Raw genomic sequence first — 25369 nt, 5'->3', positions numbered from 1 at the left:
TGTTCTATCGAGCAGCACGGCTGACTGGACTGGAACGGGGCCGGATCCTGTCCCGGATGCTCATGCCTGTGAGCTCGAGGCGGCGGGCAAGGCTCCGAGCTGTTGCCGCAGCTGGCGCAGGCGCTTTCGGGAGGCCTGGCGCTGGTCTTGCGGCAGCGCTGGCCCGAACCGCTGCCGCAGGTAGGTGCAGGCCAGTTCATCGAGTGCGCAAGCGAGATCAGGACGCTGCTGTCCGGCTCGACGGCAGAAGCTGCCGAGGTCTTCACCGGGGCGTGGTTCGAGCCCCAGCAGCCGCAGACGCTGGAGACAGTGATCGAGCTCGCGTCGCAGGCCATCGGTGTCGCGCCGCCGCTGGCTCCAGTGCATCAAGGGCAGCACGAGGCCGAGGCAGAGGGCCAGTGCTGCCACCAGCAAGGCGCCCAGCCATTCATGCCGCTTGCCCAACAGCCGCTCAATCAGCGCCATCTGGTCCTGGCGATTGAAGCTCATCACCCACCCGGTCCAACGCAGATCGATGCCGCGCCACTGGAGCAGGGCCCAGCCCAGTGGGCTGAACTGGCGGGGGGTTTGCCCGGCAGAGATCGGCTGGCCGGCCGTGATTCGGAGCGGCGATACCCAGGCGGTGGGATCCACCAGGACCCAGCCCTGGTCTGCCAGCCAGACTTCGCTCCAGGCATGGGCATCGCTCTGACGCACATCCAGATAACCGCCGCCGCCCACCTGGGGCACCCAATCTCCCCCCTGGTAGCCGAGCACGATGCGGGCAGGCACGCCGGCGGCACGCATCAGGGCCGTGAAGCCTGAAGCGAAGTGCTCACAGAAGCCCGTCCGGGTGTCGAAGAGGAAGGCGTCCACCGGATCAGGGCCCGGCAGCAAGCCTGGCTGGGTGGTGTAGCGAAACGGCTGTGAGCGGAACCAGCGTTGGGCTACAGCGACCCGATCAGCAGGCGGAAGGGTGTCCTTCCACTCACGGCCGAGGGCCTGTAGGCGGGGGTTGATGCCGACCGGCAGCTCCAGGGCGGCTTCCCTGGGCGGCTGAAGCTTCCAGGCAGCGGGCGCACTCAGGTTGGTGAAGCCATAGGCGCGCCGTTCGATCGGTGGCCGGTTGTTGAGCAGCACGCCATCGGGGCTGATGCGCAGCTCCGGATCCAGCGGTTGGCCTTGGCCGCTCCAGGGGAGCACCGGCAGCAACATGGGCTCGGCTAGCCAGAACTGTTCGCGGCTGCCGGTGGGTGACTCGCCGGCAGTCTGTGGGAGCAAGGCATTGAGGTTGTCTTCGTTGGGCAGCCGTTCCCAGCGCTGGCCATCGAAGCTGTGCAGCGTGAGCACCCGCCAGTACCGGGACTCCGGTGGTGGCGGCTCTTCGTTCGTGAAGCTGATCCGGGCCGCTGGCGTGTCCACCGCCACCAGATCGGCGATGCTGCCGGTGTCGAGCTGATCGGAGAGGCCTGTGCGGGCGGTCTGTCCCATGGGCACCGTCCAGAGCGGCCCGACCCGCGGCACCAGCAGAAACAGCACCAGCACCAGCGGCAGGGCGGCGCCGAGCAGGCGCAGGCTGCGGGCCAGCAGGGTCCGCAGCTGCACAGCACTGCCGAGTTCCAGCGACAGCAGGCTGCTGAGCGCCAGCAGCGTGGTGAGCAGCTGGATCAGGCTGGGCCCCAGACCGGGCAGCAGGGCCGCCATCACCCCTGTGATCACCAGAATCAGCAGCGAGGCGCGTCGCAACTCGCTGCGGGAGTGCGCCTCGCGCAGCTTGAGGGCGGTGAGCGTGATCAGGCAGATCGCCCCCCAGCTCAGCGGCATGCCGGTGTCGATCGCTGGCAGCAAGGCGGCCAGTAGGCCGAGCGCCACCCATTGCAGCCGCCGTTGCCCGCTCACGGAAGCAGGGCCAGGGCCGCCAGGCACTGGTCGCGATGGCGGCTGCCGCTGCCCGGAGCGATCGTGGTGCCGCCCAGGATCAGGCCGTAGCTGTCACCGGCAGCACTGAGCGCCCAGATGCGGGCACTGAGGTGTTCGAGCGCCTGCTCCTTCGGCAAGTCCGGTTGGGGGCTAAGGAGGGGCTCCGACGGCGGGGAGCCGCCGAACACCTTGGAGTGGGCGCCCCGGCCCCGCGCCATGGATTTCCAGAACAGCCGGCTGACCCCTTCCTCGGCCCTGTGTGGCCGCAGATCGACCCAGTGGTCATGGCCCAGGGCGCTGGGGCGGCCGCTTACGTTCAGCCGGTTCCCCTCTGCATCAGCAAAGGTTTCGGCCACCGGCCCTTCGCGGCGGGCTGGGTAAACGAGCTGGGCGGTGGGCGGTTCCCACAGGCTCCAGCAGCGGAACAGACCGAGCGGAGCACTGGAGCTGATACGCAGTCGGCCGGGCCGTTGCAACCCCCGCTGCTGCGGTTGCCAGGGAATTGACAACTCGGACTGGCCCGGCTGGATCTCCTGATCGCGGCTCTGGGTGGTGCTGTGCTGCCGCAGCGCAGAGCCCAGGATGAAGCCGATGCGCAGCTGATCGCGATGACACTGGCTGCGCACGACCACCGGGTAGTTGAGTGGGGCATCGGCGAATCCTGGAGGGGGATCGTTGCAGCTCAGTTCGAGGCCTTGCAGATTGAAGGCGGTGAGATGCATCGCCAGCAGGAAGAGCCCCAGCAGCAGATAAGACATCATCAGCGTGCCGTTGCTTTGCAGCTGGATGCCCACCACCTGCAGCAGCACGACGGCCATCAACCAAAGGGCGCCGAATCCAGTGGGCAGGATGTAGATGCTTCGGGCGCCAAGGCGCAGCTGGTGCCCGGCGTGAGGCCGGAACAGGCCATTGCGCTTCGCCTTGGGGACAGCTGGGTGGTCAGCGGAGACCATCGACGCCCGCCAGTAAGCGGTGGCTCCAACTGCCGGAGGCACAGGCACCGACACCGTTGGTGGCGATTGGCTCGCCGTTGTCCATGCGGTGTTCGCAGACGCTGGGAAGTACGGCCTGCACATCGGCGGGAATCACGAAATCGCGCCCCTCCAGCAACGACCACGCCCGGGCTGCCGCCAACAGCGACTGGGCGGCGCGCGGAGAGAGCGGCGAAGCACCGAAGCTGTCCTGGCGGCTGAGCTGCACCAGATCGAGCACATAAGCGAGCAGAGAAGGCTCGGCATGCTGGGCCGCCGCCTGCTGTTGCAGGGCGAGCAGATCGGCGGCGGTCAGCAGGGCCGGCAGCTGATCGGGCCGCATCGCCTGGCCGCTGAGCAGGGCCAACTCCGCTTCCCGCTCGGGGAATCCAAGGGTGAGCCGCATCAGGAAACGATCCAGCTGGGACTCCGGCAGCGGGGCGGTGCCGGTTTGATCGAGGCCGTTCTGGGTGGCGATCACGAAGAAGGGCGAGGGCAGCTCATGGCTGGTGCCATCAACGCTGACCCGGCCACTGGCCATTGCCTCCAACAGCGCACTCTGAGTGCGGGGGCTGGCCCGATTGATCTCATCGGCCAGAAGCACCTGGCTGAACAGGGGGCCGGGCTGGAAGCTGAAGTTGCCACTGCCCGTATCGAGCACACCGATGCCGGTGAGATCGGCAGGGAGCAGATCGCTGGTGAAGTGCACCCGCTTGAATTCCAGCCCAAGACAACGGGCAAGAGCTTCGGCGAGGGTGGTTTTGCCCATGCCGGGCAGATCTTCGATCAGCAGGTGGCCGCGTGCCAGCAGGCAGGCCACGGCCAAGCGGATCTGCTGGTCTTTGCCGAGCAGGACCTTGCTGACATGCTGGACGACCCGTTGCGGCGACACAGACTGGACCGTCACCAGCAGTTCCACCTATCAGATTAAAGGATTCTGAGTCTGGGAGCAGGGGACGATGACCAGTACGCCGGGCAGCCACGAGCTGGAGCTCCGGCACGGCGGCAATCTCGAGGCGGCGGCCAGCCGCCTCGGTTGCCAGCCGCATCAGGTGCTCGATGCCAGCGCCTCACTGGTGCCGTTCGGCCCCCCCGCCTCCCTGCGGCGGGCGTTGCGGGTCTGCCTGCAGGGAGGTGCCGCCGGCACGGCCCTGCGGGACTACCCCGACCGCAGCTATTCCCGGCTGCGGTCGGCGATCGCTGCCCACCACGGCATCGACCCGGCGGCGGTGCTGCCTGGCAATGGGGCTGCTGAACTGTTCACCTGGGCGGCCCGGGAGGCGGCGGCGGCGGGCCCCAGCCTGCTGCCCGAGCCCGGCTTTGCCGATTACCGACGCGCCCTGGCTTGCTGGGACGGGGCCATCGAACCTCTGCAGCTACCGCCGCCATTCCCTTCAACGCAGCGACCGACAGGTCGCCGTGGCGCACAGCCGGCCTGGGCCTGTCCGGCTCCGTTCCCCGCCCCGGCCGGCCCCGGCGCGGCGCTGTGGATCACCAATCCCCACAACCCCTCGGGCCAGCTGTGGGACCGCCGTTCGCTCGAGCTGCTGCTTGACCGCTTCGCGCTGGTGATCGTGGATGAGGCCTTTCTGCCCTTGGTGCCCGATGGCGAGCGGCACTCGTTGGTGCCGCTGGTGGCAGACCATCCCCAGCTGGTTGTGATCCGCAGCCTCACCAAGCTGATGGCGATCGCCGGGCTTCGGCTCGGCTATGCGGTGGCAGCTCCAGCACGTTTACAGCGCTGGCAGGAGTGGCGGGATCCCTGGCCGGTGAACGGCCTGGCCGCTGCCGTCGGCCCGCTGGTGATCGCCGATCGGCGCTGGCAGCAACGCGTGCAGCGCTGGGTGGCACGGGAAGGCCCCTGGTTCCACCGTCAGCTGGACGGTCTGCCGGGCCTGAGCCCACAGGCCGCGGCGGCCAACTTCCTGCTGATCAGAAGCGACCGCCCCCTGCTGGAGCTGCGCGAGCGTCTGGAGAGCCGTCACCGCATTCTGCTGCGTGACTGCCGTTCGTTCGCGGGTCTGGGGGAGTGCTGGCTGCGCATCGGCCTGCAGGACCGCCGCGGTAACCGCCGCATCCTCAGGGCACTGCGTTGTGAGTGGCAGGAATGAGCGCCTCCAGCAGGTGGGCGAGTTGCCGGTCGGCATCGCGCACCGCCAGACGCTCCATGCCGCTGCGCAGCTCCAGGAGGGGATCGGCGGCCGGAGCACTGCCCCGCAGCCTTGGTCCGATCAGCCGCCAGAGCGTTCGGCCCAGGGCCGGATGCCCAGCAGCGTGCTGGTGCACGATCACGGCCGCGCCGGCGGCGGCGGCAGCTGCCGCATTGGCCTCCTGGTGCTGGTCGGCGGCCTGCGGGTAGGGCACCAGCAGGGCGGGTGTGCCGCAGACCGCCAGTTCGCTGAGGCTGCCAGCACCAGCCCGGCTGATGGCCAGGTCGGCGTGCTGCAGCAGCCCCGGCAGCTCATCGCTGAACGTGCGCTCCACCAGCGCTGGGTGCTGCAACACTCCCACCTCCGGGTCGTTGCTACCGGTGAGATGCACCACCCGACAACCGGCGTTGAGCAAGGACGGCAGCAGCGGTCGCACCATGCGATTCAGCCCCAGCGCCCCCTGGCTGCCTCCCATCACAAGCAGCAGCGGACCCTCCCCTGCCGGCACCCAGGGTGGTAGGGGCGTGGCCTCGAGAAAGGCGCGGCGCACGGGGGTGCCGGTGAGCAGCGGCGTGCTGCCAGGCAGGCGTTCCGCCGCCGCCGGCAGGCCGATCGCCACCCGGGTGCACCAGCGGCTGAGCAGACGGGTGACCCGCCCGGGGATCGCATTGGATTCGTGCAACACCACCGGAATGCCGCACCAACGGGCAGCCAGGATGGCGGGGGCGGCGATGTAGCCGCCAGTGCTGAACACCACCTGGGTGCGCTCGCGGCGGATCACCCGCCGCACCTCACGGCTGGAGGCGATCAAGCGCAGGAGCTGCCAAAGCTTGCAGAGCCCCCGCCCCTGCAGCCCACCGGCGTGCACGGTGTGCAGCGGATAGCGGCTTGGCACCAGATCCGTCTCCAGCCGATCGGGCACCCCGAGCCAACTCACGGTCCAGGAGGCCGGCAGGGCCTCAGCCACCGCCAGAGCAGGGAAGAGGTGTCCACCGGTGCCGCTGGCGGCGATCAACAGGTGGGTCATCAGCCTTCAAGGACGGGCGGGAGTGCCCTCTCCGGGCGCGCCTAACTTAAAAGCACCCCGACGACCGCCATATGCCCATGTCGTTGCACCGCCTGTCGCTGCCCTCTCTGTCGTTCACTCGCCGTTCGCTCCCGCGTCCGCACAGGTCACACGCCTTGCTCTCGGCCCTGATGTTGGCTGCCGCCTGCTGGGCGCCGACGGCGATGGCGGCCGCTCCCGGCACCGATCTGCTGCGCAGCTTGGAGACCGCCCTCAACAGCGGCTCCGCCGGCAGCGTGGCTGCCTTGCTCAAGGCCGGCGACGGCATCGATCCCGCTGATCTGGAAGCCCGTTACCGCAGCCTCCGCACGCGCTTCCCTGATGCCCGCTGGCAGATCACCCCGGGGGACAGCCTCAAGGACGGCCGCAGCACTGTGCGCATCAGTGTGAGCGGCACCAGCCAGGTGGGCGCCTTCCTCTATCGCCTGCAGGCGGAGCAGCTGCTGGCCCTCAGCATCCGGGATGGACGGCTCGATGGTCAGGAGCTGATTTCCGAGAACGCCACCCTGCGCAGCGGCAGCACTGACCTGCCAGTCAGTGTGCTGATCCCTGATGCGGTGCTCACCGGCCAGCGGTATGACGTGGACGTGGTGTTCGATGACCCGCTTGACGGGGCGGTGGCCGCCGGTGGCATTGCCGCCGTGAGCGAGGAGCAGATCCGCGCCTTCCAGAGCCCCGACCTTGAACTCACCGCGCTCGGTGGCGGTGGGGTATTCAAAGTGGTGCAGGCGCCCCAGCAGCCCGGCAGCCAGACCTGGGCCGTGCTGCTCGTGCATCCCGATGGCATCGTGAGCACCACCAAGCGGGTGCGGGTGGTGGGCAACCGGGACGCGCTCACGCCTTGAGCACGTCCGCCAGCCACATCCGGTCATCTTCGGTGGCTGCTGAGTGTGCGTTTAGACAGAGATCGGCGACAGCATGAGGGCGCCTGAGCACATGATCTTCCTGATGTCCTCCACCCGTTTGCAACGACTGTTGCTACCCCCCGTCGTCGCCACCCTGGCGGTGATCGTCCATCTGGCTGCCGGCCAGGCCCAGGCCGTTCCTGGCGACGGACCCGGCGCTGGTCGCAGGGCCTGGCTCGAGTCGGTCGAGAAGCTCACCCCTAGCCAGAAGCAGGAACTGTTCAGCTTCCAGCGCAGCCTGTCCCTGAAAACCCATGCCGAGCAGATTTCCATCCTGCAGAGCAGCGAGCGTTGCGTCAGCGCCGCGACCGACTTGGACGACTTGCAATCGTGCCGCCGCAAGGCGATGGCAAGCCGTCGCGCCCTGATGACCAAAAACCGCGATCAGGCGAAAGCCTTCAACCAAAAGCTCGGCCTTCCCATGCCGGAGCTGAACGGGGAAGACAAAGGCGGCCGCCGCGGCCGGGGCAGCAGGCAGGCGCTCTGATCTGAGCCAGCGTGGGGGCAGTAGCCGCCCCAGCCTTTCCTGCGTCGCCCCGGTGACCTGAGATCAGGCCTCGTCGAGGGCGGCCACGCCGGGCAGCACCTTGCCTTCCAGCAGTTCAAGGCTGGCGCCACCACCGGTGGAGATGTGGCTCATGCGCTCGGCCACGCCCACCTTCTCGACAGCCGCCACCGAATCACCGCCACCGATGATCGTGCAGCAGCCCTTGCCGCTCAGATCGGCCAGGGTGTGGGCGATGCCGTTGGTGCCGGCAGCGAACTTGTCGAACTCGAACACGCCCATGGGGCCATTCCAGATCACGGTCTTGCAGTCGGCCAGGGCCTCCTGGAAGGTCTTGATCGAATCGGGGCCGATGTCGAGGCCCATCCAGCCGTCGGGGATGGCGTCGATCGCGGTGGTCTGGCTGTTGGCGTCGGGGGAGAAGGCATCGGCCAGCACCACATCGGTGGGCAGCAGCAGCTGCACGCCCTTGGCGGCCGCCTTGGCCTCCAGCTCCTTGGCGAGCTCAAGTTTGTCGTCTTCCACCAGGCTCTTGCCCACCGCCAGGCCGCGTGCCTTGTAGAAGGTGAAGATCATGCCGCCGCCGATCAGCACCTTGTCGCACTTGTCGATCAGGGCTTCGAGCACGCCGATCTTGCTGCTCACCTTGGAGCCGCCCACGATCGCCGCCAGCGGCCGCTGAGGCTCATCGATGGCGCCCTGCAGGTACTGCAGTTCCTTCTCCATCAGGTGGCCGGCCACGCTGGGGCTCAGGTACTTGGTGACGCCTTCGGTGGAGGCGTGGGCCCTGTGGGCGGCGCCGAAGGCGTCGTTCACATAGACGTCTGCCAGGGCGGCCAGCTTTGCGGCGAAGGCGTCGTCGTTCTTCTCTTCCTCGGCGAAGAAACGCACGTTCTCCAGCAGCACCACATCGCCGTCGGCCATGGCGGCCACCTTGGCTTCGGCATCAGGGCCGATGCAGCTGTCGGTCTTGACCACCGGTTTGCCGAGCAGCTCGGCGAGGCGGGACGCCACCGGGGTGAGGCGCATCGTTTCGTTCACCTGGCCCTTGGGACGGCCGAAGTGGGCGGCCAGGATCACCCGGGCTCCCTTGGTGGTGAGGTCGTTGATCGTGGGCAGGGCGGCCCGGATGCGCGTGTCGTCGGTGATGGCGCCGTCACCGTCGAGTGGCACGTTGAAGTCGACCCTCACCAGAACGCGCTTGCCGCTCAGTTCATCGGCGGAGAGGCTGGCCAGGGAGCGCTTCGTCATGGATTCAAGATGTAAGGAAAGATGCGCGACATTAACCCGTGGCCCTGCCCGTGTTGAAGGGGGCGGTGGTCTCGGGCACAGCGGGCGCTAGGACAAGGTCAGCAACTTGCCTGCCCCTTCTGTCCCGTCGGGGATGTGACCGATGTTCTCCACCATCCTGTTCCCCATCGACCAGAGCCGTCAGACCATGGAGACGGCTGCCTTCACGCTGCGCCTGGCCCAGCAGCACAACGGGCGGCTGGTGGTGCTCTCTGTGGTGGAACCGGAGGGCGCCATGCACGATGCGGCCGCCGTTGCCAGCCTGCTGGAGCAGGCCCGCAGCCACTTCGAGCAGGCGGGGGTGGCCTGCGAAGTGATCGAGCGGGAAGGCAATCCCGCCTTCGTGATCGGCGACGTGGCCGATGAGATCAACGCCGATGTGATCGTGATGAGCACCCGGGGCCTCACGCTCGCAGCCGATGAGCCCAGCACCGCCGCCCGGGTGATCCAGTTGGCTCCCTGTCCGGTGCTGGTGGTGCCCTGATGCAGCCCGCCATTCAGTGGTATCCCGGCCACATCGCCAAGGCGGAGCGCCAGCTGAAGGCCCAGCTCGCCAAGGTGGATCTGGTGATCGAGGTGCGTGATGCCCGCATCCCCCGCGCTACCAGCCACCCGCGTCTGAAGCGCTGGATGGAGGGCAAGCACCGCCTGCTGGTGATCAACCGCCGCGACATGGTGAATGAAACGGCCCGCCTGTCGTGGGACCGTTGGCTGCGCGAGCAAGGCGAAGTGCCCTGGTGGTGTGACGCCAAGACCGGCACGGGCGTGAAGCAGCTGCAGGAGGCGGCGATCCGGGCGGGCGAGCAACTCAATGCCCGCCGCGCCGGCCGCGGCATGCGCCCGAGGCCGGTGCGGGCCCTGGTGCTCGGGTTCCCCAACGTGGGCAAGTCGGCGCTGATCAACCGGCTGGTGCGCCAGAAGGTGGTGGAGAGTGCCCGGCGGGCCGGGGTCACCCGCACGCTGCGCTGGGTGCGGCTGGGCCAGGCGCTGGATCTGCTCGATGCCCCCGGCGTGCTTCCTCCCCGCCTGGAAGACCAGCGCGCCGCCCTGCTGCTGGCCCTCTGCGACGACATCGGCCAGGCCGCCTACGACGGAGAGGGGGTGGCGGTGGCCTTCCTGCACCTGCTCGATGCGCTGGCCTCGGTGCCGGAGGCCGGGCTGCCGGCGCAGCTGCTGGAGAAGCGCTACGGCGTGGCACTGCCGCGGCGTCAGGGGCGGCGCCATGCCGATGGCGAGCACGACGACGCCTCGGACGGGGATCGCGAGCGTGATGGAGCTGGGGCCTTGGAGTCGTTGCCGGATGGGCTGGCCTGGCTGGAGGCCGCTGCCGCCCGCCACACCAGCGGCGACACCGCGCGCATGGCCCAGCGCCTGCTCGATGATTTCCGCCGCGCCGTGCTCGGCCCGATCGCCCTGGAGCGCCCGCCCCAGAAGCCCGCCGCCGCTGTGGAGGCATGAGCGCGTTCGGGGCAGGTGAAGGGGAGTTGATCACGCTCCACTACCCCCGGCCCCTGCCGATGCGGCTCGATCGCTGGCTGGTGGCCCAGCGGCCGGAGCAGAGCCGTGCCCGCATTCAGAAATTCATCGATGCCGGCCTGGTGCGGGTGAACGGCAGCCCGGGCCGCGCCAAGACACCGCTGCGGCCTGGAGATTGCGTGGAGCTGTGGATGCCGCCGCCGGAGCCGCTCCCCTACCTGATCCCGCAGCCGATCCCGCTCGACATCCTCTACGAGGACAGCCACCTGATCGTGCTCAACAAGCCTGCCGGGCTCACGGTGCACCCGGCCCCCGGCAACAAGGACGGCACCCTGGTGAACGGCCTGCTGCACCACTGCCCCGACCTGCCGGGCATCGGCGGCGAGCGGCGGCCGGGCATCGTGCACCGCCTCGACAAGGACACCACCGGCTGCATCGTGGTGGCGAAGAGTCAGCAGGCCCTTGTGAACCTTCAACGCCAGATCCAGCAGCGCGTGGCCTCCCGCGACTACCTGGGTGTGGTGCACGGGGCGCCCCAGGCGGAGTCCGGCACGATCGAGGCCGCCATCGGCCGCCACCCGATCGACCGCAAGAAGTACGCCGTGGTGGCCGACGACAAGGGCCGGCTGGCCCGCACCCACTGGCGCCTGATCGAGCGGCTGGGTGATTACTCCCTGCTGCGTTTCAAGCTCGACACCGGCCGCACCCACCAGATCCGTGTGCACGGCGCCCACATCGGCCACCCGATCGTGGGGGATGCCACCTACAGCCGCTGCCGGCGTCTGCCGATCGAGCTGCCGGGCCAGGCCCTGCATGCGGTGGCCCTGGGCCTCGATCACCCGATCAGCGGCGAGCGGCTGAGCTTCGAGGCGCCGCTGCCGCCCGCCTTCACGGCGCTGCTCGCGGTGCTGCGCCGCCGTCAGCCCGCGCACCAGGCCCAGCCGGCAGCCGCCACCGGCGACAGCCCCGCAGACCCGTTGCCCTAGCCGGGGTCTGTGCGGTCGTTGGCTGCCGCTGTCGCGTCAGCGGCACTCTGGCGCCGCCGCTCCCGCAGCGATTCGTCGCGCATCAGGTCGTAGATGGTGTTGTGCTCAAACAGATCGGCCACGGCGATCGCCGTGCTCACGGCGAAGCCGATCGGCAGCAGCAGGGCGTAGTCCTTGCTGAGCTCGAAGGTGAGCAGGATCGCGGTGAGCGGCGTGCGGGTGAGGGCCCCCAGGAAGGCCCCGCCGCCGGCGAACAGCAGCGTGGACGGGGCGTAATCGAACAGCACCTGACACACCTGCTGCACCAATGTGCCCAGCGAGGCTCCCACCACCAGCGCCGGTGCCAGGAAGCCTCCGGGGGCGTCAGCCGCCACAGCCAGGGCAGTGCCGGCCGCCTGCACGATCAAGGCCACCAGGGCATTCAGCGGCGTGCTCAGCCCGAGCAGGGCGCTGAAGCCGAGCCGATCGGGATTGTCGAAGCTGGGATTGAGCAGGGAGGAGGCCAGGCCGATCCCCAGGCCCACCAGACCCAGCTGCTGCCACAGCGACAGATGCAGGCGGAAGAACCCCCGACGCAGGCGCACGATGACCCGTTGGTAGAGCATCGCCAGCGCGCCGGCGGTCGCGCCCAGCAGCATCAACAGGGGGATGTCCACCAGGCGGAAATCGGTGAGGCGCGAGGGGTCCTCGATCACCGGTAGCAGCTGCCGTAACCACAGCGGCCCGCTTTCATGGCCATCGAACAGCCGGGTCCAGGTGATCGTGGCGAAGATGGCGAAGGTGACGACGGCATTGCTGCGCACCGTGCTGCCTTTGAACATCTCCTCAAGCGTGTAGGCCAGGCCGCCGAGCGGCGCGTGAAAGATCGCCGCCAGGCCAGCGCCACTGCCGATCGCCACGGCCAGCCTGCGTTCCCGCGGTGGGGCCTGCAGGCCGTCGGCGGTGGCGCGGCCCACCACGGCGCCGATCTGGATCGAGGGGCCCTCCGGCCCCACCGGCAGGCCGCTGCCGATGGCGATGCCGCTGGCCAGCAGCTTGACGATCGCCAACCGCCAGGTCATCGGGATCGGCACCCCCTCCAGCCAGAGCATCACCTGCACGATTCCCGATCCCTTCGCCTCCGGCTCGAAGGCGCTGATCAGGCCACCGGCCACCGCGCCGCCCAGGCCGCCCATCAGCGGCAGCACGATCCAGCGGGGCAGCACGGCCGCCAGCTGCAGCCGCAGGCTGTTCAGCAGCTGGGTTTCGCCGCTGTACAACCGGATCGCCACGGCCACGCCGATGCCGATGGCGTTCACCAGCAGCAGCAGGCGCAGCAGGCGCCTGACGGCCTGGTGGCGCTCCGGGGCTGTCAGCGCCATCTCAGCTCAGGGCCGGCAGGCGTGGACTGGCCGCCACCAGCTGCCTGGTGATCGCCGCCTGGGGCGCTGCCAGCAGCTGATCGCCGGGCCCTTCCTCCACGATGCGGCCGCCGTCGAGCACGATCACCCGCTGGCAGAAGCCGCCGGCCAGGGCCAGGTCATGGGTGATGAAGATCAGCCCCAGCCCCAGCCGCTGCTGCAGGGCGCGCAGCAGGGCGAGCACCTCGGCCTGCACTTCTGCATCCAGCATGCTCACGCTCTCGTCGCAGAGCAGCACGCTCGGCTCCAGCACCAGCGCCCGGGCGATGGCCACGCGCTGCTGCTGGCCACCGGAGAGCTGCCGCGGCAGCCGGTTTTCGAAGGCCTCGGCCGGGCTCAGCCCCACCGCTTCCAGCCCGGCGCGGGCCCGGGCGCGTGCCTCCGGCCGGCTGGCCAGGCCATGGATGCGCAGCGGGTCGGCCACCGCTGTGCCCACCGTCATCACGGGGTTAAGGCAGGCCAATGGGTCCTGGAACACCATCTGCAGGCGCCGCCGCTGGCGGCGCAGCTCCGGCCCCCGCAGTTGCAGCAGGTCGCGGCCCTGCAGCCGCACGGCGCCGCCGCGCACGGGCGCCAACCCCATCAGGGCGCGGCAGAAGGTGCTCTTGCCGCAGCCTGAGGCCCCCACCACCCCCACCGTTTCGCCTTCGCGCAGCTCCAGGCTCACCCCATCCACCGCCTTGAGCCAGCGCTGCCGGAAGGGGAGCGAGGGCAGCGGGTGCCAGGAGCGCAGTTCCTCCACCGCCAGCAGGGGTGGGCCGCTGGCCGGTGGGGGCGTGAGGCCGCCTTCGCGCCGCCGCGCCGCCGCCACCAGCCGCTGGGCCAGGGGGGCCTGCGGCCGGGTGAGCAGGGTATGGGCGGGAGCCTCCTCCACCAGCCGCCCGGCTTCGAGCACGGCGATCCGGTCGCACCAGCGCCCGGCCATCGCCAGGTCGTGGCTGATCAGCAGCAGGGCGCTGCCGGTTTCGCGGCAGAGGCCCGTGAGTTCGGCCATCACCTGGCCCGCCACCGCCACATCGAGGCTGGTGGTGGGTTCATCGGCGATCACCAGTGCCGGCTCCAGGGCCATCGCCAGGGCGATCGCCAGCCGCTGGCGCATGCCACCGCTGAATTCATGGGGATAGCTGCCGTAGCGCTCCGGGTTGATGCCCACCCGCTCCAGCAGCTCCTGGGCCCGGCGCCGCACCTGGCGACGGCCCCAGAGCGGCCGGTGGGCGGTGAGCGTGTCGCCCAGGTGATCGCCGATGCGCAGCAGTGGGTTGAGCCGGGTCATCGGGTCCTGGAACACCAGGCCCACGGCTTCGCCCCGCAGGCGTTGCAGGGCGGCACGGCGCAGACGGCGCGGGTCCTGGCCGCACAGCAGCAGCTCGCCGCTGCATTGGCTTCCTGCCGGCAGCAGTTGCACTACGGCGCGGGCCACCGTGCTCTTGCCGCATCCGGAAGGCCCCACCAGCGCCAGACGGTCCCCAGGGTCGAGGCGCAGATCCAGGCCATCGAGGGTGGCAGGACCCTCCGGGGCGCCCGGGTAGCGCACCGTCAGCTGGTGGATCTGGAGCACTGGAGCGCTGGACCGGGAGCTGGCCATGGTGTGAGCGGATCGTGACCGGGCAGCGGGCCCAGCATGGGGGATCCGAGCCCGATCTGCTCATTCCGCGTGGCGCCTGCCTACGCTGAACGCCAGAGGAAACCTGTAGATGCTCGAAGCGGCGGCAGGAACCCGAATCGCCCCGATCGAGGTCAACGGACTCCCCGCTGTTCCTGACCGCTCGAAAGAGGCCGGGGCCGCTGGAGGCGCTCTTTCCCCTGCGGCCAGCACCACCCAGCGCCGCCTGCGCGACGCCGAGGCTTACGGCGTCGTCCTGCCCGACTGGCTGCGCACCTGCCTGGAGCGGGTGCGGACCAGCGACGACCAGCCCGGTGCCGCCGTGCCCCCCAGCCATGGCGAATCGCTGCTCGCCAACGCCTTCGATTTCGCCTTCCAGCTGCACGACGGCCAGGTGCGGGCCACCGGCGAGCCCTACATCATTCATCCGATCGCGGTGGCCGACCTGCTGCGCGACATCGGCGCCGGCCCCGGTGTGATTGCCGCCGGCTTCCTGCACGACGTGGTGGAGGACACGGAGGTGAGCCCGGAGGAGCTGGAAGCCCAGTTCGGCGCTGAGGTGCGGGCGCTGGTGGAAGGGGTCACCAAGCTGGGCGGCATTCATTTCACTGACCGCACCGAAGCCCAGGCGGAGAACCTGCGCCGCATGTTCCTGGCGATGGCCAGTGACATCCGGGTGGTGCTGGTGAAGCTGGCCGACCGGCTGCACAACATGCGCACGATCGGCGCCCTGCGGCCCGAGAAGCAGCAACGCATCGCCCGGGAAACCCGCGAGATCTATGCCCCGCTCGCCAATCGTCTCGGCATCGGGCGGTTCAAGTGGGAACTGGAAGATCTCGCCTTCAAGATCCTCGAACCTGCCGCCTATCAGGAGATCAAGGAGCAGGTGGCCAGCAAGCGCAGCGACCGCGAGGATCGCCTGGCGGTGACCGTGGCGCTGCTGCGCAAACGGCTGGCGGCGGTGGGGCTCACCAACTGCGATGTGAGTGGACGGCCGAAGCATCTCTACGGCATCTGGAGCAAGATGCAGCTTCAGCAGAAGGCCTTCCACGAGATCTTCGACGTGGCGGCGCTGCGCATCCTCACGCCGAATCTGGAGAGCTGTTACCGCGCTCTGGCCGTGGTGCATGACACCTTCCGCCCGATTCCCGGCCGCTTCAAGGACTACATCGGCCTGCCCAAGCCCAATGGGTATCAGTCGTTGCACACGGCGGTGATCGGCCGGCACCGGCCCATTGAAGTGCAGATCCGCACCACAGAGATGCACCAGGTGGCGGAGTACGGCATCGCCGCCCACTGGAAATACAAGGAGGGCGGCTCACCTGCGGATGGCGGCACTACCGAACGCTTCAACTGGCTGCGGCAGCTCGTTGATTGGCAGCAGGACGGCGGCGGTGACGACAGCAGCGATTACCTCGCCTCGATCAAGGAGGACCTCTTCGATGAGGAGGTGTTCGTGTTCACACCGCATGGGGATGTGGTGGGGCTGCGCAAGGGCGCCACGGCGGTTGATTTTGCTTTCCGTATTCACTCGGAAGTGGGCAATCACTGCCAGGGCGTACGCATCAATGACCGCCTCTGCCCCCTCGCCACCCAGCTGAGAAATGGCGACTTCGTGCAGATCATCACGGCGAAATCTGCCCACCCGAGCCTCGACTGGCTCAACTTCGTGGCCACACCCACGGCCCGCAATCGCATCCGCCAGTGGTACAAGCGCAGCCACCGCGATGAGAACATCCTGCGCGGCCGCGATCTGCTGGAGCGGGAGCTGGGCCGCGACGGTTTCGAGGCGCTGCTGAGCGGCGAGGCGATGGCCAAGGTGGCCCGCCGCTGCAACCTGGTGGGCACTGAAGACCTGCTGGCGGCGCTCGGTTTCGGCGGCGTCACCCTGCATCAGGTGGTGAACCGCCTGCGCGAGGAGATTCGCCTCGCCACCGAAGCGGCGGCACCGGCGCTCACCAATGAGCAGGTGGCCGCCGCCGTTTCGGCTGGCCGGCCGGAAGCGCCCGTGGCGTCACCCGCCTCGGGCAGCCCGATTCTGGGGGTGGAAGGGCTGGAATACCGGCTGGGTGGCTGCTGCGGCCCACTGCCCGGTGAGCCGATCGTGGGTGCGGTGGCGCTGGGCAACCACGGCATCACGATTCACCGGCAGGACTGCGGCAATGTGGCCCAGGTGCCGGTGGAGCGGCGTCTGCCGGTGCGCTGGAACCCGATCGGTGAAGCGCAGCAGCGGCGCTATCCGGTGCGGCTGCGCATCGAGGTGCTCGATCGGGTCGGGGTTCTGAAGGACATCCTCACCCGCCTGGCCGATCACCGCATCAACGTGAGCGATGCGCGGGTACGCACCAGCGTGGGCAAACCGGCCACGATCGATCTGAAGGTGGAATTCGTGAGCGCCGCCCAGATGGGCACCACCATGGATCAGATCCGCTCGATGGCGGATGTGCTGGATCTCTGCCGCACCGGCAACGGCTGACCACACCTGCAGTTGACGCAGTTTCTTTCTCAGGTCTTCAGCAGCGGCTTGACGGCATAAATCACCCGGTCGGCGTAGCCAAGATGGGCGTAGAGGCGGTGGGCTCGTTCGTTCTGTGCCAGCACGGCGATCCCCGACACTTCACAACCCTTCGCCTGGAAGTAGCTTTCGACCGCGGCCATCAGCTGCGTGGCCACCCCCTGGCCACGAAAATCTTCCGACACAAACAACTCAAGAACTTCGCCCTCCCGCTGCACCGTGTTGCCGATGGCTTCGTAATAGGGCGGGGCTTTCACGATTCCTGCCACCATTCCCGCTGGCTGATCACCACTCACGGCCACCAGGATCACACCGTCCCCGCCGGCAACGCGCTTCTGCAGATCCTGCGAATAGGCCTCTCCATAGCCATCCGGGCAGATGATCCGCTGCGTTGGATCGAGGGGCATGAGCGATTGCTGCAGCCCCGTGATGTACTGGGCGATCAGGTGCAGTTCTTCGCTGCGGATGGGCCGGATTTCAAGGGGGGGCTTCATGGGAATCGGTGCAGCCGCGGCTTCGGGGATGGTGTGCCACACACGGTGAGGCTCTCTCCGGCTGCGCGATTCTGCAGCAGCTGTACCGGGCGTCCCGGCGGCAGACCACTCGTTGCGCTACGCGCAGTTTCGCCTGCTGCCCATGTCCGCCAGCCCCAATCCCCTGCTCGCCTTGCCCTTCGAGCCCTCGATCGAGGCGCTCGGTGAGGCCTACTGGGATGTGGTGGAGGCGGCCGCCTTCCCCCAGAGCCGCCTGCGCTTTCGCAACGATCCGCTGCTGCAGCAGCTCGGGGTGGATCCGGCCGCGGTGAGCGACGCGGATCTGGAGGCGGCCTTCGGGCGCTTCGAAGGGCGCACGCCGCTGCTGGCCCTGCGCTACCACGGCTATCAGTTCGGCACCTACAACCCGTTTCTCGGCGATGGGCGCGGCTTCCTCTACGGCCAGCTGCGCGATCGCCACGGTGCCCTGCAGGACCTCGGCACCAAGGGGTCTGGCACCACGCCCTGGAGCCGTGGCGGGGATGGCCGCCTCACGCTCAAGGGCGGCGTGCGCGAGGTGATCGCCTCCGAAGCCCTGCACCGCCTCGGTGTCACCACCAGCCGCACACTCAGCCTGGTGGAAACGGGCGAGGGGCTGTGGCGCGGCGATGAGCCCTCCCCCACCCGCAGTGCGGTGATGGTGCGCGTGGCCCGCACCCACCTGCGCTTTGGCACCTGCGAGCGGCTGCTGCACCTGCGCCAGCCCGGCCAGCTCGAACGGTTGTTGCGTCATGTGGTGGCCGTGTACTACCCCCACATCGCCGCCGCCCATCCCCCCGCTGCCGATGGCAGCGCCCTGGCGGCCCTGCTGGCGTTCTACGGCGAACTGGTGGAGCGGGTGGCGCGCCTGGCGGCCGAATGGATGGCGGCCGGCTTCATCCATGGCGTGCTCAACACCGACAACATGTCGTTGGTGGGCGAAAGCTTCGATTACGGCCCCTTCGCCTTCCTGGAAACCTGGGATCCGGGCTTCACCGCCGCCTACTTCGACCACAGCGGCCTGTACGCCTACGGCCAGCAGCCGCTGATCTGCCACCAGAACCTGCGCCTGCTGCAGGAGCCCCTGGTGATGCTGCTGCCGCGCGCCGAGCTGGAAGCGCGGCTGGAGCGGTTCGTGCCCACCTACGACCACCACTACCGCCACTGCCTGATGCGCCGCCTTGGTTTTGATGCCGGCGCCGTGGCGGCGGTGGTCGATCGCGGCGGCGATCTGGTGGACCCGGTGCCGCTGGCCCTGCAGCTGCTGGCCGCCTGGCCGGTGGCCTACGGCAGCTTCTTCGCCGCCCTCGCCGACCGCATCGCCAGTGGCGGCCTGCCGGAAGAAGCCGAAGCCCTGGCGCCGTTCGTGCCTGGGGCCCCTGCGCCACCGCCCGATCGCTGGGCCGCCTGGCGGGAGGCCTGGTGGGGCTGGTCGTCAGCGCTGCCTCCGGAGCAGCAGCAGGGCATCGCCGCCACCCTGCGGCACTGGAATCTGCCGGTCACGCCGGTGCGGGGCGAGATCGAGCGCCTCTGGCAGGCGATCGACACGGCGGACGACTGGGACCCCCTCCAGCAGTGGCTGGATGGCTGTGTGGCCTCTGCTGGCGTCCCCTGACCTCAGGTGTCTTCGGGTGTTTGGCGCTACAGCTGCCCCAGCGGGCCTCTGTCTGAATTCAGTCACCGGTTTCCGTCTCGATGCCTCGCCATGACCTCCGAACAGGCCGCCCAGCTGATCGACGACACCCTTGACCTCGTGCATCAACGGCTCCAGACGCTCGAAGCTGATCGCCAGGGCCGCGAACACAGGGCGCTGGCCGCCGAATTCCGTGAGTGGCGCCAGCCCAGTGGCGGCCACATCGACCTGATGCTCTGCCCCGGCTTCAGCCGCGGCTGAACGCCGGGCCCTGCCGCAGCCGAGACTGGAGCGTCCGTCGCCGCCGGGGCCGGTTGGATTGGGACGACACCATCGCTGCGATCGCCACGGCCGTGGCACCGGGCCTGGGGAGTGTGGCGATCGTCAGGATGTCCGGCCCGGCGGCGGAGTCGATCGGCCGCACCCTGTTCCGCGCCCCGGGGCAGCAGGTCTGGGACAGCCACCGCGTGCTCTATGGCCATGTGGTGGACCCGGCCAGCGGCGAACGGGTGGATGAGGCTCTGCTGCTGCTGATGAAGGCACCGCGCAGCTTCACCCGCGAGGACGTGGTGGAACTGCACTGCCACGGCGGCCTGATCGCCGTGCAGCGCGTGCTGGCGCTGGTGCTGGCCCACGGCTGCCGCCGTGCCGCCGCCGGTGAATTCAGCCAGCGGGCCTTTCTGAACGGTCGCCTCGATCTCACCCGCGCCGAGGCGATCGGCGACCTGATCGCCGCCCGCAGCCAACGGGCCGCCCAGCTGGCGATGGCGGGCCTCGATGGCGGCCTGCAGCGCCGCATCACGGTCTTGCGGGAGCAGCTGCTCGACCAGCTGGCCGAACTGGAGGCACGGGTGGATTTCGAGGAGAACCTGCCGCCGCTCGATGCCGCCGCCGTGGTGGCGGCGCTCACGGCGGTGCGCCAGGCGCTCGAGGCTCTGGTGGCTGAGGCGCGCCAGGGGGAGTTGCTGCGTGATGGGCTGCGGGTGGCGATCGTGGGTCGCCCCAACGTGGGCAAGTCGAGCCTGCTCAACCGGCTCAGCCGCCGGGAGCGCGCGATCGTGACCGACACCCCCGGCACCACCCGCGACCTGCTCGAAAGCGAGCTGGTGCTGGAGGGTGTGCCGCTCACCCTGCTCGACACGGCCGGCATTCGCCCCACCAGCGATGCGGTGGAACGCCTCGGCATCGCGCGCAGCCGCGCCGCCCTGGCTGCCGCCGATGCGGTGCTGCTGCTGTTCGATCTCACCACCGGCTGGAGCGACGACGACCAGGAGCTGCGCGACCTGGTGCCGGACGGTGCGGTGCTGCTGCTGGTGGGCAACAAGGCCGATGCCGCCGGCCTTGCCACCGGTGCGGTGGCCCCGACCGGCCCCGGGTTTCCGCTCGAAGTGGCGATCAGCGCCCGCACCGGCGAGGGCTGTGATGTGCTCGTGGAGACGCTGCTGCAGCGCTGCGGTGCCACCGAGCTGCAGGGCCTGCAGGTGGCGCTCAATGGCCGTCAGCGCGAGCTGGCCGCCGCCGCTGCAGCTGCCCTCGGCCGCAGCCTGGAGGCCGCCGCGGCCCAGCTGCCGTGGGATTTCTGGACGATCGATCTGCGCGCCGCCGTGCGCAGCCTCGGTGAGATCACCGGCGAGGAGGTGAGCGAAGCCGTGCTCGATCGGGTGTTCGCGCGCTTCTGCATCGGCAAATGAAACGGGGCGGAGCAGAGGAAAGAGGGCTGAGCACAATGGCCTCACGGCGTGGAGCTGTGCGGTGATCGATCCCAGGGCTCAGCTTCCGTTGGCCCAACGCCAGGCCATCGGCGCCGCCGCTCTGGCGGCCCTGCTCACGGTGGCCCGCTGCAATGGCGCGCCCACGGCCAAGGCCCTTGCCGCCATCCGCGGCGTGCGTGATCACCTGCTGCAGATCGACTGCGACCTGGAGGCGCTGGCACCGATCAGCCCCGACCAGCTGGCCGAACGGGTGCAGGCCGTCACTGCCGATCCCCAGTGGCGCGAGCGCATCCTGCGTGGCATGACCCTGGTGGCCCTGCTCGACGGTGCCCCCTCCCCGGTGCAGCAGCAGCTGCTGGAGCAGGCGGCGGCAGCCCTGGCGGTGGACCCGGCGCCGGTGCGCACCTTCGGCCAGGTGATGGAGCAGCGGCTGGCCATGGTGCGCCTCGACATCGCCCGGCGCGGCTTCATCGCGTCGGCGGCGCGGGCCACCCTGGAGCAGGAGGGGCTGCGCGGTGCCCTGGGGGTGGCGCGGGTGTTGCTGCGGCAGGAGGACACCGCCATGGCGGAGCGCTACCGGGCCCTGCGCCACTACCCCGCCGGCAGCTTCGGCCTGGCCTATGCCGCCTTCATCGACCGCAACGGCTTCGGGTTCCCCGGAGAGCTGGGCGGCCCGCCGCCGCCGGTGATGCACCACGACTGCTGCCACGTGCTGGGCGGTTACGGCACCACCGCCGCCGAGGAGGGGGCCGTGCTCGGCTTCCAGGCGGGCTTCGAGCGGGTGGACCCGTTCTATGTGCTGATGTTCGGGCTGGCGGAATTCGAGCTGGGCATCGGCACGACCCCGTTCATCCCGGGTGAGCGTGATGCGCTGGATGTGGAGCGCCTGTTCGCCGGCATGGCCCACGGCGCCCAGGTGTCGGTGGATCTGATCGCCGCCATCGACCCCTGGGACCACTTCGCCGACCCGCTGGAGCTGGTGCGCCAGCGCTTCAACGTGCTGCCCCGCGGCCGGGAGCCCGAATGGCCGGCGTCGATCACGCGCTGAGCTGTCCTGCCTGCCGCTGCCTGCGGCTCCCTTCCCCCGCCTCTCCCCTTCTTTCCCGGTGACACAGCCGCCCCTGCTGCCTTTCAGCCCTGCTCTTGAACAGCAGCTGCGTGGCTGGCTGGCGGAGGACCTCGGCCGCGGCGATCTCACCGCCCCGGCCCTGACGGGCGCCCGGGGCCGGGCCCACTGGATCGCCAAGGCCGATGGGGTGTTCTGCGGCGGTGTGCTGGTGGAGCCCCTGTTCAGGCTGCTGGATGCGGGAGTGGTGGTGCGCGATCGGCTGGCGGAGGGGACGCCGGTGCGGGCCGGGCAAGCGTTGCTGGAGCTGGAGGGGGCAGCGCCGGCCCTGGTGGCGGGGGAACGCACGGCCCTCAACCTGGCCATGCGCCTGAGCGGCATCGCCACCGCCACCGCCCGGCTGGTGGCTGAGCTGTCGGGCAGCGGCGTGGCCCTGGCCGACACCCGCAAGACCACGCCCGGCCTGCGGCTGCTGGAGAAGTACGCCGTGCGCTGCGGCGGCGGTTTGAACCACCGCTTCGGCCTCGATGATGCGGCCATGCTCAAGGAGAACCACCTGGCCTGGAGCGGCGGGGTGGGGCCGGCGATCGCGGCGGTGCGGGCGGCGGCGCCCTGGCCGGCGCGGGTGATCGTGGAGGCGGAAACCGCTGCCGAGGCCGAAGCCGCCGTGCGTGCCGGCGCCGATGCGGTGCTGCTCGATGAATTCGCCCCGCCGGCCCTGCAGGCGTTGGTGCCGCAGCTGCGGGCTCTGGCGGCAGCGCAGGGGCGGGCGGTGGTGCTGGAAGCGTCGGGGGTGCAACCTGAACAGCTGCGGGATTACGCCGCCACCGGCATCGATCTGATCTCCACCAGCGCGCCGGTCACCCGCAGCCGCTGGCTGGATCTGAGCATGCGCTACCTCCCGAGCGGCGGCTAGGCGTGGCCACCACCCGGGCCTGGCGTCGTGGACCTGGCGTTGTGGATTTATGGCGTTGGTTCCAGGCTTGTGGCGCGCCTGGCCCAGTGGCAGCAGAGTGATGCCGGGTTATCGATGCCGTGAGCCATGCCGTTCTGCCGCTTCTCGAGCCCGAGCCTTCGGCTCACCTCGGTGGTCCTTGCGTTGCTGGCGGCCGTGATGCCGGCCGCAGCGGCTCGTGCCGAGGGGGTGCTGCAGCGGGTGGCCGTCACCGGTGAGCTGGTGGTGGGGAGCGAACCCCTGCTACCCCCCCTCAGCTTCCGAGACAGCAGTGGCCAGCCCGTCGGCTATGGGGTGGAGGTGGTGCGCCGGGTCCAGGCAGAGCTGTCCGCGGCGCTGGGGCGGCCGATCACTGTGCGGTTCGAGCCGGTGAGCGATCCCGCCGAGCTGGTGCGCCGGGTGGGCAAGGGAGAACTGGCCCTCGCCTGCGGTGTGCCCTTCTCCTGGGCCCGCGATGCCCAGGTGGATTACACCCTGCCGATCGGGCTCTCCGGCATCCGCGTGCTGGCCCCGGCGGGCCGGATCGATGGCTCAGCAGCCTCGCTGCTGGGCCGCCGCATCGGTGCGGTGCCGGGTTCCCTCGGTGAGGCGGTGTTGAAGGGCATCCAGCCCAAGGCACGCGCTGTTCCCTTCGCCGGGCTGGGGGAGGCGGTGGCCGCGCTGCAGGCCGGCCAGCTGGACGGCGTGATGGGGGACACCACCCTGCTGATCGGCAAGGTCAGCAGTCTCGGTGCCACCGGCCTGGTGGTCACGCCGGAGCTCCCTTATGAGCGCTACGCGGTGGGTTGCGTGGTGCCTGAAAACGATTCCGCCTTCCGCGACTTCACCAACCTGGCAATCGCTCGGATGCTGCAGGGCTATGTGGACGGCGATCCCGAGGCAGTGGCCAGCGTGGACCGCTGGGTGGGTCCGAAGGGGATGCTGGGGGTGCCGTCTGAGCGCATTCGCACCTATTTCGAAACGGTGTTGCTGAATTACGAGGCGATCCGTCCCCAGGGTCCAGCGGCAGCGTCTTCCGCCCCGTCTGCGCCCTGAGTCACCCCGCCCCACGCCCTCGCCCTCCGCTTCTTCCGTTCTCCAGGTTTCACTTCCGATGGCTTTCCTTCCGCGTCCCAGGCAGTTCGGCTTTCTGTTGTTCCTGGCGATCCTGCCGCTGATCCCGGCCGCCGAAGCGCTGGCTGCCGCTGGCGCCGCCAGCCCGAGCCGCGACGGTCCTGAACCGGACAGCCTCAGCGTGGAGGCCCGTCTGCGCCGCATCGCCGGGGCGGTTCGCGAGCTGGAAACCGGCGCGGTCCATGGCCAGGATCAGGCCGGTGATGGCCAGGAGCCGGCAGCAACCAAGGCCATCCCCGACGATGTGCTGGCCTACGTGTTTGTGAACGGGCCGCGGGTCGGTTGGCGCAATGGCGGCTTCTCTAACGGTGGCTTCCGCAATGGCGGCTTCTGGAACGGCGGCTTCCGCAACGGAGGTGGCTGGCCTAACGGCGGCTTCGGCAATGGGGGGTTCCGCAATGGCGGCGGCTTCCGCAACTTCTGGTGAGCCGTTGACCTCCCCCGCGTTCGGTCCCCTGCGGCTGCTGGTGGTGCAGCCCACCCCGTTCTGCAACCTCGACTGCGACTACTGCTACCTGCCCAGCCGCGACGACCGCAGCCGGCTGCCGCTGGAGCTGCTGGAGCGCACGCTGGAGCGGGTGCTGGAGAGCCCCTTCGCCACCGACGACTTCACCCTGCTATGGCATGCCGGTGAGCCGCTCACCATGCCGATCGCCTTCTACGACGAGGCCACCGCGCTGATCCGCTCCGTACTGGCCCGCCGGGACGGTCCGCCGCTGCAGATCGCGCAGTCGTTGCAGACCAACGCCATGACGATCGACGCCGCCTGGTGCGACTGCTTCGAGCGCAATGACATCCACGTGGGTGTGAGCCTGGATGGCCCCGCCTTCCTGCACGACGCCCACCGCCGCACCCGCACCGGCCTGCCCAGCCATGCCGCCAGCCTGCGGGGCATCGGCTGGCTGCAGCGCCGCGGCATCCCCTTCCAGGTGATCGCCGTGCTCACCGACGACGCCCTCGATCACGCCGACACCCTGTTCGACTTCTTCCACGGCCAGGGCATGGACAACCTGGCCTTCAACATGGAGGAAACCGAGGGAGAGAATCTCAGCTCCACCCTGTCCCGCCCCCGCTCGGAGGCGCGCTACCAGGCGTTTTTGGAGCGTTTCTGGGAGCGGCTGCGGGCCGAGCCCGGCGCTCTGCGCCTGCGGGAGTTCGATGAGATCGCCGGCCTCGCCTGCGGCGATCAGCGGCTGGCGCGCACCGACATGAACCACCCGTTCGCGATCGTGAACGTGGATGCGCGTGGCAACTTCTCCACCTTTGACCCCGAGCTGCTGTCGGTGGCCACCGCCGCCTACGGCGATTTCGCCTTCGGCAACGTGATCACCGACAGCCTGGAATCCGTGGTGGATAGCGCCAAGTTCCAGCAGGTGTACAGCGAGATCCGCTCCGGCGTGGAGCGCTGCCGGGCCGAGTGCGAGTACTTCGGCCTCTGCGGCGGCGGCGCCGGCAGCAACAAGTACTGGGAGCGCGGCACCTTCGACTGCAGCGAGACCCAGGCCTGCCGCTACCGCATCAAGCTCAGCGCCGATGTGGTGATGGCGGGCCTGGAGCGGGAACTGGAGCTCACCAGCTGAGCGGAGGCTTCAACCGCCCACCGGCGGAGCAG

Annotated in this window: 23 protein-coding genes; 15 read left to right on the top strand and 8 right to left on the bottom strand. The window is 69.5% G+C overall.

Going from position 1 to position 25369, the window contains the following annotated elements; translation table 11 throughout:
- Positions 1-60 precede the first annotated feature (60 nt).
- Genes KBZ19_RS05705 through KBZ19_RS05695 form a run of 3 tightly spaced genes read right to left on the bottom strand, consistent with a single transcriptional unit; the run spans position 61 to position 3777 of the window.
- A complete protein-coding gene (locus KBZ19_RS05705; protein ID WP_255100173.1) occupies positions 61-1878 on the bottom strand; it encodes a DUF3488 and transglutaminase-like domain-containing protein in 1818 nt (605 codons plus the stop codon).
- On the bottom strand, positions 1875-2852 hold the full coding sequence (locus KBZ19_RS05700) for a hypothetical protein (RefSeq protein WP_255100172.1): 978 nt from the start codon (positions 2850-2852) through the stop codon (positions 1875-1877). The genes KBZ19_RS05705 and KBZ19_RS05700 overlap by 4 nt, the downstream gene beginning before the upstream one ends.
- Positions 2839-3777, bottom strand: coding sequence for a MoxR family ATPase (locus KBZ19_RS05695; RefSeq protein ID WP_233132904.1), 939 nt, complete (start codon positions 3775-3777; stop codon positions 2839-2841). The genes KBZ19_RS05700 and KBZ19_RS05695 overlap by 14 nt, the downstream gene beginning before the upstream one ends.
- Positions 3778-3829: 52 nt before the next feature.
- Here KBZ19_RS05695 and KBZ19_RS05690 point away from each other — a divergent pair, with 52 nt between their 5' ends.
- Complete coding sequence (locus KBZ19_RS05690; protein WP_255100170.1) at positions 3830-4981, top strand: histidinol-phosphate transaminase; 1152 nt, start codon at positions 3830-3832, stop codon at positions 4979-4981.
- On the opposite strand, the gene KBZ19_RS05685 is transcribed toward KBZ19_RS05690, so the two are convergent.
- The gene (locus tag KBZ19_RS05685) at positions 4950-6047 is read right to left on the bottom strand and encodes a glycosyltransferase (RefSeq protein ID WP_255100169.1); all 1098 of its coding nucleotides are present in this window, start codon (positions 6045-6047) and stop codon (positions 4950-4952) included. The two genes, KBZ19_RS05690 and KBZ19_RS05685, sit on opposite strands and share 32 nt — an antisense overlap.
- 203 nt (positions 6048-6250) lie before the next feature.
- On the opposite strand from KBZ19_RS05685, the gene KBZ19_RS05680 reads away from it, so the two are divergent.
- Both KBZ19_RS05680 and KBZ19_RS05675 read left to right on the top strand, forming a co-directional pair.
- The gene (locus KBZ19_RS05680) at positions 6251-6931 is read left to right on the top strand and encodes a hypothetical protein (protein WP_233132903.1); all 681 of its coding nucleotides are present in this window, start codon (positions 6251-6253) and stop codon (positions 6929-6931) included.
- 103 nt (positions 6932-7034) lie between these two features.
- Positions 7035-7478 carry a hypothetical protein gene (locus KBZ19_RS05675; protein ID WP_255100168.1) on the top strand — a complete coding sequence of 148 codons (444 nt, stop codon included), beginning with the start codon at positions 7035-7037 and terminating at the stop codon, positions 7476-7478.
- Between the two features lie 63 nt (positions 7479-7541).
- On the opposite strand, the gene KBZ19_RS05670 is transcribed toward KBZ19_RS05675, so the two are convergent.
- The gene (locus tag KBZ19_RS05670; RefSeq protein ID WP_094512008.1) at positions 7542-8747 is read right to left on the bottom strand and encodes a phosphoglycerate kinase; all 1206 of its coding nucleotides are present in this window, start codon (positions 8745-8747) and stop codon (positions 7542-7544) included.
- 142 nt (positions 8748-8889) lie between these two features.
- Here KBZ19_RS05670 and KBZ19_RS05665 point away from each other — a divergent pair, with 142 nt between their 5' ends.
- The 3 genes from KBZ19_RS05665 to KBZ19_RS05655 are packed head-to-tail and all read left to right on the top strand — an operon-like array spanning position 8890 to position 11248.
- The gene (locus KBZ19_RS05665) at positions 8890-9270 is read left to right on the top strand and encodes a universal stress protein (protein ID WP_255100167.1); all 381 of its coding nucleotides are present in this window, start codon (positions 8890-8892) and stop codon (positions 9268-9270) included.
- On the top strand, positions 9267-10244 hold the full coding sequence (gene ylqF, locus KBZ19_RS05660) for a ribosome biogenesis GTPase YlqF (RefSeq protein ID WP_255100687.1): 978 nt from the start codon (positions 9267-9269) through the stop codon (positions 10242-10244). Before KBZ19_RS05665 ends, ylqF begins: the two co-directional genes overlap by 4 nt.
- Positions 10241-11248, top strand: coding sequence for an RluA family pseudouridine synthase (locus KBZ19_RS05655; protein ID WP_255100166.1), 1008 nt, complete (start codon positions 10241-10243; stop codon positions 11246-11248). The genes ylqF and KBZ19_RS05655 overlap by 4 nt, the downstream gene beginning before the upstream one ends.
- On the opposite strand, the gene KBZ19_RS05650 is transcribed toward KBZ19_RS05655, so the two are convergent.
- A complete protein-coding gene (locus KBZ19_RS05650; protein ID WP_255100165.1) occupies positions 11245-12609 on the bottom strand; it encodes a ClC family H(+)/Cl(-) exchange transporter in 1365 nt (454 codons plus the stop codon). The two genes, KBZ19_RS05655 and KBZ19_RS05650, sit on opposite strands and share 4 nt — an antisense overlap.
- Position 12610: 1 nt before the next feature.
- The gene (locus KBZ19_RS05645; RefSeq protein WP_255100164.1) at positions 12611-14233 is read right to left on the bottom strand and encodes an ABC transporter ATP-binding protein; all 1623 of its coding nucleotides are present in this window, start codon (positions 14231-14233) and stop codon (positions 12611-12613) included.
- A gap of 109 nt (positions 14234-14342) precedes the next feature.
- Here KBZ19_RS05645 and KBZ19_RS05640 point away from each other — a divergent pair, with 109 nt between their 5' ends.
- A complete protein-coding gene (locus tag KBZ19_RS05640; RefSeq protein ID WP_255100162.1) occupies positions 14343-16727 on the top strand; it encodes a bifunctional (p)ppGpp synthetase/guanosine-3',5'-bis(diphosphate) 3'-pyrophosphohydrolase in 2385 nt (794 codons plus the stop codon).
- A gap of 29 nt (positions 16728-16756) precedes the next feature.
- Here the strand turns inward: KBZ19_RS05640 and KBZ19_RS05635 are convergent, their stop codons facing one another.
- Positions 16757-17260 (bottom strand): GNAT family N-acetyltransferase, encoded by a 504-nt coding sequence (locus tag KBZ19_RS05635; protein WP_255100161.1) that lies wholly within the window; start codon positions 17258-17260, stop codon positions 16757-16759.
- Between the two features lie 142 nt (positions 17261-17402).
- Here KBZ19_RS05635 and KBZ19_RS05630 point away from each other — a divergent pair, with 142 nt between their 5' ends.
- From KBZ19_RS05630 to grrM, 8 genes are all read left to right on the top strand, one after another.
- Positions 17403-18893: a YdiU family protein gene (locus KBZ19_RS05630; RefSeq protein WP_255100160.1), complete on the top strand. Its 1491-nt coding sequence runs from the start codon at positions 17403-17405 to the stop codon at positions 18891-18893.
- 90 nt (positions 18894-18983) lie between these two features.
- A complete protein-coding gene (locus KBZ19_RS05625; protein WP_094511969.1) occupies positions 18984-19172 on the top strand; it encodes a hypothetical protein in 189 nt (62 codons plus the stop codon).
- Positions 19173-19225: 53 nt separating this feature from the next.
- Positions 19226-20602 (top strand): tRNA uridine-5-carboxymethylaminomethyl(34) synthesis GTPase MnmE, encoded by a 1377-nt coding sequence (gene mnmE / locus KBZ19_RS05620; protein WP_255100159.1) that lies wholly within the window; start codon positions 19226-19228, stop codon positions 20600-20602.
- An 88-nt stretch (positions 20603-20690) separates the two neighbouring features.
- A complete protein-coding gene (locus KBZ19_RS05615; protein ID WP_255100158.1) occupies positions 20691-21671 on the top strand; it encodes a TerB family tellurite resistance protein in 981 nt (326 codons plus the stop codon).
- A gap of 58 nt (positions 21672-21729) precedes the next feature.
- The gene (nadC, locus tag KBZ19_RS05610) at positions 21730-22605 is read left to right on the top strand and encodes a carboxylating nicotinate-nucleotide diphosphorylase (protein WP_255100157.1); all 876 of its coding nucleotides are present in this window, start codon (positions 21730-21732) and stop codon (positions 22603-22605) included.
- A gap of 126 nt (positions 22606-22731) precedes the next feature.
- Entirely contained in the window at positions 22732-23679 is a 948-nt protein-coding gene (gene grrP / locus KBZ19_RS05605) for an extracellular substrate binding-like orphan protein GrrP (protein ID WP_094511955.1), read from the top strand.
- Between the two features lie 58 nt (positions 23680-23737).
- The gene (grrA, locus tag KBZ19_RS05600) at positions 23738-24184 is read left to right on the top strand and encodes a GrrA/OscA1 family cyclophane-containing rSAM-modified RiPP (protein ID WP_255100156.1); all 447 of its coding nucleotides are present in this window, start codon (positions 23738-23740) and stop codon (positions 24182-24184) included.
- A 4-nt stretch (positions 24185-24188) separates the two neighbouring features.
- Positions 24189-25337 (top strand): cyclophane-forming radical SAM/SPASM peptide maturase GrrM/OscB, encoded by a 1149-nt coding sequence (grrM, locus tag KBZ19_RS05595; RefSeq protein ID WP_255100155.1) that lies wholly within the window; start codon positions 24189-24191, stop codon positions 25335-25337.
- The last annotated feature ends 32 nt before the right edge of the window (positions 25338-25369 follow it).

It is taken from the genome of Synechococcus sp. L2F (assembly GCF_024345695.1).
Lineage (GTDB): Bacteria > Cyanobacteriota > Cyanobacteriia > PCC-6307 > Cyanobiaceae > MW101C3.
The sequence above is the reverse complement of the archived record's forward strand: the minus strand, read 5'-3'. Positions and strand labels throughout refer to the sequence as shown.

What these genes read in the sequence shown, in the direction of transcription:
- KBZ19_RS05700 (WP_255100172.1), bottom strand. Translation starts at nt 2,852, where the DNA reads ATGGTCTCCGCTGACCACCCAGCTGTCCCCAAGGCGAAGCGCAATGGC.
- KBZ19_RS05690 (WP_255100170.1), top strand. Translation starts at nt 3,830, where the DNA reads ATGACCAGTACGCCGGGCAGCCACGAGCTGGAGCTCCGGCACGGCGGC.
- KBZ19_RS05685 (WP_255100169.1), bottom strand. Translation starts at nt 6,047, where the DNA reads ATGACCCACCTGTTGATCGCCGCCAGCGGCACCGGTGGACACCTCTTC.
- KBZ19_RS05680 (WP_233132903.1), top strand. Translation starts at nt 6,251, where the DNA reads ATGGCGGCCGCTCCCGGCACCGATCTGCTGCGCAGCTTGGAGACCGCC.
- KBZ19_RS05675 (WP_255100168.1), top strand. Translation starts at nt 7,035, where the DNA reads ATGTCCTCCACCCGTTTGCAACGACTGTTGCTACCCCCCGTCGTCGCC.
- KBZ19_RS05670 (WP_094512008.1), bottom strand. Translation starts at nt 8,747, where the DNA reads ATGACGAAGCGCTCCCTGGCCAGCCTCTCCGCCGATGAACTGAGCGGC.
- KBZ19_RS05665 (WP_255100167.1), top strand. Translation starts at nt 8,890, where the DNA reads ATGTTCTCCACCATCCTGTTCCCCATCGACCAGAGCCGTCAGACCATG.
- KBZ19_RS05655 (WP_255100166.1), top strand. Translation starts at nt 10,241, where the DNA reads ATGAGCGCGTTCGGGGCAGGTGAAGGGGAGTTGATCACGCTCCACTAC.
- KBZ19_RS05650 (WP_255100165.1), bottom strand. Translation starts at nt 12,609, where the DNA reads ATGGCGCTGACAGCCCCGGAGCGCCACCAGGCCGTCAGGCGCCTGCTG.
- KBZ19_RS05645 (WP_255100164.1), bottom strand. Translation starts at nt 14,233, where the DNA reads ATGGCCAGCTCCCGGTCCAGCGCTCCAGTGCTCCAGATCCACCAGCTG.
- KBZ19_RS05640 (WP_255100162.1), top strand. Translation starts at nt 14,343, where the DNA reads ATGCTCGAAGCGGCGGCAGGAACCCGAATCGCCCCGATCGAGGTCAAC.
- KBZ19_RS05635 (WP_255100161.1), bottom strand. Translation starts at nt 17,260, where the DNA reads ATGAAGCCCCCCCTTGAAATCCGGCCCATCCGCAGCGAAGAACTGCAC.
- KBZ19_RS05630 (WP_255100160.1), top strand. Translation starts at nt 17,403, where the DNA reads ATGTCCGCCAGCCCCAATCCCCTGCTCGCCTTGCCCTTCGAGCCCTCG.
- KBZ19_RS05625 (WP_094511969.1), top strand. Translation starts at nt 18,984, where the DNA reads ATGACCTCCGAACAGGCCGCCCAGCTGATCGACGACACCCTTGACCTC.
- grrP (WP_094511955.1), top strand. Translation starts at nt 22,732, where the DNA reads ATGCCGTTCTGCCGCTTCTCGAGCCCGAGCCTTCGGCTCACCTCGGTG.
- grrA (WP_255100156.1), top strand. Translation starts at nt 23,738, where the DNA reads ATGGCTTTCCTTCCGCGTCCCAGGCAGTTCGGCTTTCTGTTGTTCCTG.